The 5,243-nt window shown below is 49.4% G+C and carries 2 tRNA genes and 3 rRNA genes; all 5 read left to right on the top strand.

Annotated elements, in window-relative coordinates:
• Nucleotides 1–51: 51 nt before the first annotated feature.
• The 5 genes from MK405_RS07305 to rrf all read left to right on the top strand — a co-directional run bounded on the left by MK405_RS07305 (nucleotide 52) and on the right by rrf (nucleotide 5,242).
• Nucleotides 52–123: transfer RNA gene (locus tag MK405_RS07305), tRNA-Glu, on the top strand.
• 231 nt (nucleotides 124–354) lie between these two features.
• Nucleotides 355–1,902 (top strand): 16S ribosomal RNA (locus MK405_RS07300).
• A gap of 51 nt (nucleotides 1,903–1,953) precedes the next feature.
• Nucleotides 1,954–2,026, top strand: a tRNA-Ala gene (locus tag MK405_RS07295).
• A gap of 122 nt (nucleotides 2,027–2,148) precedes the next feature.
• Nucleotides 2,149–5,050: ribosomal RNA gene (locus tag MK405_RS07290) — 23S ribosomal RNA — on the top strand.
• A gap of 76 nt (nucleotides 5,051–5,126) precedes the next feature.
• Nucleotides 5,127–5,242: ribosomal RNA gene (gene rrf, locus MK405_RS07285) — 5S ribosomal RNA — on the top strand.
• The 16S, 23S and 5S rRNA genes sit together here with 2 tRNA genes alongside, the layout of an rRNA operon.
• Nucleotide 5,243: the final 1 nt, after the last annotated feature.

The raw sequence follows: 5,243 nt of genomic DNA, 5'->3' as shown, positions 1-5,243 counted from the left end.
TCTTGACAAAGGAGGAAAAGTAGGTATAATAGAAAGAGTTGAAAAGCTCAAGGTCCGTTGGTCAAGGGGTTAAGACACCGCCTTTTCACGGCGGTAACACGGGTTCGAATCCCGTACGGACTATGGTGTATTGCGGTTAAAAAAACTTAAAAAAAGTTTCAAAAAAGTGTTGACATAGGTTAGCAGCTGTGATATACTAATATAGTTGTCGCTTGAGAGAGATTGAGTGACAAAGACCTTTGAAAACTGAACAAGACGAACCAATGTGCAGGGCACTATAACTAAGGTTATAGTACTGAACAATGAAAAAAACAATAAATCTGTCAGTGACAGAAATGAGTGAGAACTCAAACTTTTAATGAGAGTTTGATCCTGGCTCAGGACGAACGCTGGCGGCGTGCCTAATACATGCAAGTAGAACGCTGAAGAGAGGAGCTTGCTCTTCTTGGATGAGTTGCGAACGGGTGAGTAACGCGTAGGTAACCTGCCTGGTAGCGGGGGATAACTATTGGAAACGATAGCTAATACCGCATAAAATTGATTATTGCATGATAGTCAATTGAAAGGTGCAACTGCACCACTACCAGATGGACCTGCGTTGTATTAGCTAGTTGGTGGGGTAACGGCTCACCAAGGCGACGATACATAGCCGACCTGAGAGGGTGATCGGCCACACTGGGACTGAGACACGGCCCAGACTCCTACGGGAGGCAGCAGTAGGGAATCTTCGGCAATGGACGGAAGTCTGACCGAGCAACGCCGCGTGAGTGAAGAAGGTTTTCGGATCGTAAAGCTCTGTTGTAAGAGAAGAACGAGTGTGAGAGTGGAAAGTTCACACTGTGACGGTATCTTACCAGAAAGGGACGGCTAACTACGTGCCAGCAGCCGCGGTAATACGTAGGTCCCGAGCGTTGTCCGGATTTATTGGGCGTAAAGCGAGCGCAGGCGGTTAGATAAGTCTGAAGTTAAAGGCTGTGGCTTAACCATAGTACGCTTTGGAAACTGTTTAACTTGAGTGCAAGAGGGGAGAGTGGAATTCCATGTGTAGCGGTGAAATGCGTAGATATATGGAGGAACACCGGTGGCGAAAGCGGCTCTCTGGCTTGTAACTGACGCTGAGGCTCGAAAGCGTGGGGAGCAAACAGGATTAGATACCCTGGTAGTCCACGCCGTAAACGATGAGTGCTAGGTGTTAGACCCTTTCCGGGGTTTAGTGCCGCAGCTAACGCATTAAGCACTCCGCCTGGGGAGTACGACCGCAAGGTTGAAACTCAAAGGAATTGACGGGGGCCCGCACAAGCGGTGGAGCATGTGGTTTAATTCGAAGCAACGCGAAGAACCTTACCAGGTCTTGACATCCCTCTGACCGCTCTAGAGATAGAGTTTTCCTTCGGGACAGAGGTGACAGGTGGTGCATGGTTGTCGTCAGCTCGTGTCGTGAGATGTTGGGTTAAGTCCCGCAACGAGCGCAACCCCTATTGTTAGTTGCCATCATTTAGTTGGGCACTCTAGCGAGACTGCCGGTAATAAACCGGAGGAAGGTGGGGATGACGTCAAATCATCATGCCCCTTATGACCTGGGCTACACACGTGCTACAATGGCTGGTACAACGAGTCGCAAGCCGGTGACGGCAAGCTAATCTCTTAAAGCCAGTCTCAGTTCGGATTGTAGGCTGCAACTCGCCTACATGAAGTCGGAATCGCTAGTAATCGCGGATCAGCACGCCGCGGTGAATACGTTCCCGGGCCTTGTACACACCGCCCGTCACACCACGAGAGTTTGTAACACCCGAAGTCGGTGAGGTAACCGTAAGGAGCCAGCCGCCTAAGGTGGGATAGATGATTGGGGTGAAGTCGTAACAAGGTAGCCGTATCGGAAGGTGCGGCTGGATCACCTCCTTTCTAAGGATAAGGAACTGCACATTGGTCTTGTTTAGTCTTGAGAGGTCTTGTGGGGCCTTAGCTCAGCTGGGAGAGCGCCTGCTTTGCACGCAGGAGGTCAGCGGTTCGATCCCGCTAGGCTCCATTGGTGAGAGATCACCAAGTAATGCACATTGAAAATTGAATATCTATATCAAATAGTAACAAGAAAATAAACCGAAACGCTGTAGTATTAAAAGAGTTTATGACTGAAAGGTCAGAAAATAAGGTTAAGTTAATAAGGGCGCACGGTGGATGCCTTGGCACTAGGAGCCGAAGAAGGACGTGACAAACGACGATATGCCTTGGGTAGCTGTAAGTAAGCGATGATCCAGGGATTTCCGAATGGGGGAACCCAACAGGTACTACCTGTTACCCATATCTGTTAAGGATATGAGGAGGAAGACGCAGTGAACTGAAACATCTAAGTAGCTGCAGGAAGAGAAAGCAAAAGCGATTGCCTTAGTAGCGGCGAGCGAAACGGCAGGAGGGCAAACCGAAGAGTTTACTCTTCGGGGTTGTAGGACTGCAAAGTGGACTCAAAGATTATAGAAGAATGATTTGGGAAGATCAGCCAAAGAGAGTAAGAGCCTCGTATTTAAAATAGTCTTTGTACCTAGCAGTATCCTGAGTACGGCGGGACACGAGAAATCCCGTCGGAATCTGGGAGGACCATCTCCCAACCCTAAATACTCCCTAGTGACCGATAGTGAACCAGTACCGTGAGGGAAAGGTGAAAAGCACCCCGGGAGGGGAGTGAAATAGAACCTGAAACCGTGTGCCTACAACAAGTTCGAGCCCGTTAATGGGTGAGAGCGTGCCTTTTGTAGAATGAACCGGCGAGTTACGATATGATGCGAGGTTAAGTTGAAGAGACGGAGCCGTAGGGAAACCGAGTCTGAATAGGGCGCATTAGTATCATGTCGTAGACCCGAAACCATGTGACCTACCCATGAGCAGGTTGAAGGTGCGGTAAGACGCACTGGAGGACCGAACCAGGGCACGTTGAAAAGTGCTTGGATGACTTGTGGGTAGCGGAGAAATTCCAAACGAACTTGGAGATAGCTGGTTCTCTCCGAAATAGCTTTAGGGCTAGCGTCGACATAAAGATTCTTGGAGGTAGAGCACTGTTTGGGTGAGGGGTCCATCCCGGATTACCAATCTCAGATAAACTCCGAATGCCAAAGAATTATGGTCGGCAGTCAGACTGCGAGTGCTAAGATCCGTAGTCGAAAGGGAAACAGCCCAGACCACCAGCTAAGGTCCCAAAATAATTGTTAAGTGGAAAAGGATGTGGGGTTGCACAGACAACTAGGATGTTAGCTTAGAAGCAGCTATTCATTCAAAGAGTGCGTAATAGCTCACTAGTCGAGTGACCCTGCGCCGAAAATGTACCGGGGCTAAAACAATTTACCGAAGCTGTGGATACCTTTATAGGTATGGTAGGAGAGCGTTCTATGTGTGGAGAAGGTGTACCGTGAGGAGCGCTGGAACGCATAGAAGTGAGAATGCCGGTATGAGTAGCGAAAGACAGGTGAGAATCCTGTCCACCGTAAGACTAAGGTTTCCAGGGGAAGGCTCGTCCGCCCTGGGTTAGTCGGGACCTAAGGAGAGACCGAAAGGTGTATCCGATGGACAACAGGTTGATATTCCTGTACTAGAGTATGTAGTGATGGAGGGACGCAGTAGGCTAACTAAAGCAGACGAATGGAAGTGTCTGTCTAAGCAGTGAGGTGTGAATTGAGTCAAATGCTTAATTCTATAACATTGAGCTGTGATGGGGAGCGAAGTTTAGTAGCGAAGTTAGTGACGTCACACTGCCAAGAAAAGCTTCTAGCGTTAAACATACTCTACCCGTACCGCAAACCGACACAGGTAGTCGAGGCGAGTAGCCTCAGGTGAGCGAGAGAACTCTCGTTAAGGAACTCGGCAAAATGACCCCGTAACTTCGGGAGAAGGGGTGCTGACTTTAGGTCAGCCGCAGTGAATAGGCCCAAGCAACTGTTTATCAAAAACACAGCTCTCTGCTAAATCGTAAGATGATGTATAGGGGGTGACGCCTGCCCGGTGCTGGAAGGTTAAGAGGAGTGCTTAGAGGTAACTCGAAGGTATGAATTGAAGCCCCAGTAAACGGCGGCCGTAACTATAACGGTCCTAAGGTAGCGAAATTCCTTGTCGGGTAAGTTCCGACCCGCACGAAAGGCGTAATGATTTGGGCACTGTCTCAACGAGAGACTCGGTGAAATTTTAGTACCTGTGAAGATGCAGGTTACCCGCGACAGGACGGAAAGACCCCATGGAGCTTTACTGCAGTTTGATATTGAGTGTCTGTACCACATGTACAGGATAGGTAGGAGTCTAAGAGATCGGGACGCCAGTTTCGAAGGAGACGTTGTTGGGATACTACCCTTGTGTTATGGCCACTCTAACCCGGATAGGTGATCCCTATCGGAGACAGTGTCTGACGGGCAGTTTGACTGGGGCGGTCGCCTCCTAAAAGGTAACGGAGGCGCCCAAAGGTTCCCTCAGAATGGTTGGAAATCATTCGCAGAGTGTAAAGGTATAAGGGAGCTTGACTGCGAGAGCAACAACTCGAGCAGGGACGAAAGTCGGGCTTAGTGATCCGGTGGTTCCGTATGGAAGGGCCATCGCTCAACGGATAAAAGCTACCCTGGGGATAACAGGCTTATCTCCCCCAAGAGTTCACATCGACGGGGAGGTTTGGCACCTCGATGTCGGCTCGTCGCATCCTGGGGCTGTAGTCGGTCCCAAGGGTTGGGCTGTTCGCCCATTAAAGCGGCACGCGAGCTGGGTTCAGAACGTCGTGAGACAGTTCGGTCCCTATCCGTCGCGGGCGTAGGAAATTTGAGAGGATCTGCTCCTAGTACGAGAGGACCAGAGTGGACTTACCGCTGGTGTACCAGTTGTCTTGCCAAAGGCATCGCTGGGTAGCTATGTAGGGAAGGGATAAACGCTGAAAGCATCTAAGTGTGAAACCCACCTCAAGATGAGATTTCCCATGATTATATATCAGTAAGAGCCCTGAGAGATGATCAGGTAGATAGGTTAGAAGTGGAAGTGTGGCGACACATGTAGCGGACTAATACTAATAGCTCGAGGACTTATCCAAAGTAACTGAGGATACGAAGCGTGAGGTTTTCTAATTATTTGATAGATATTCAATTTTGAGTAGGTATTACTCAGAGTTAAGTGACGATAGCCTAGGAGATACACCTGTACCCATGCCGAACACAGTAGTTAAGCCCTAGAACGCCGGAAGTAGTTGGGGGTTGCCCCCTGTGAGATATGGAAGTCGCTTAGCT

The organism is Streptococcus oralis (genome assembly GCF_026782345.1).
GTDB classification, from domain to species: Bacteria; Bacillota; Bacilli; order Lactobacillales; family Streptococcaceae; genus Streptococcus; species Streptococcus oralis_CK.
This window is presented reverse-complemented; position numbering and strand designations above follow the sequence as displayed.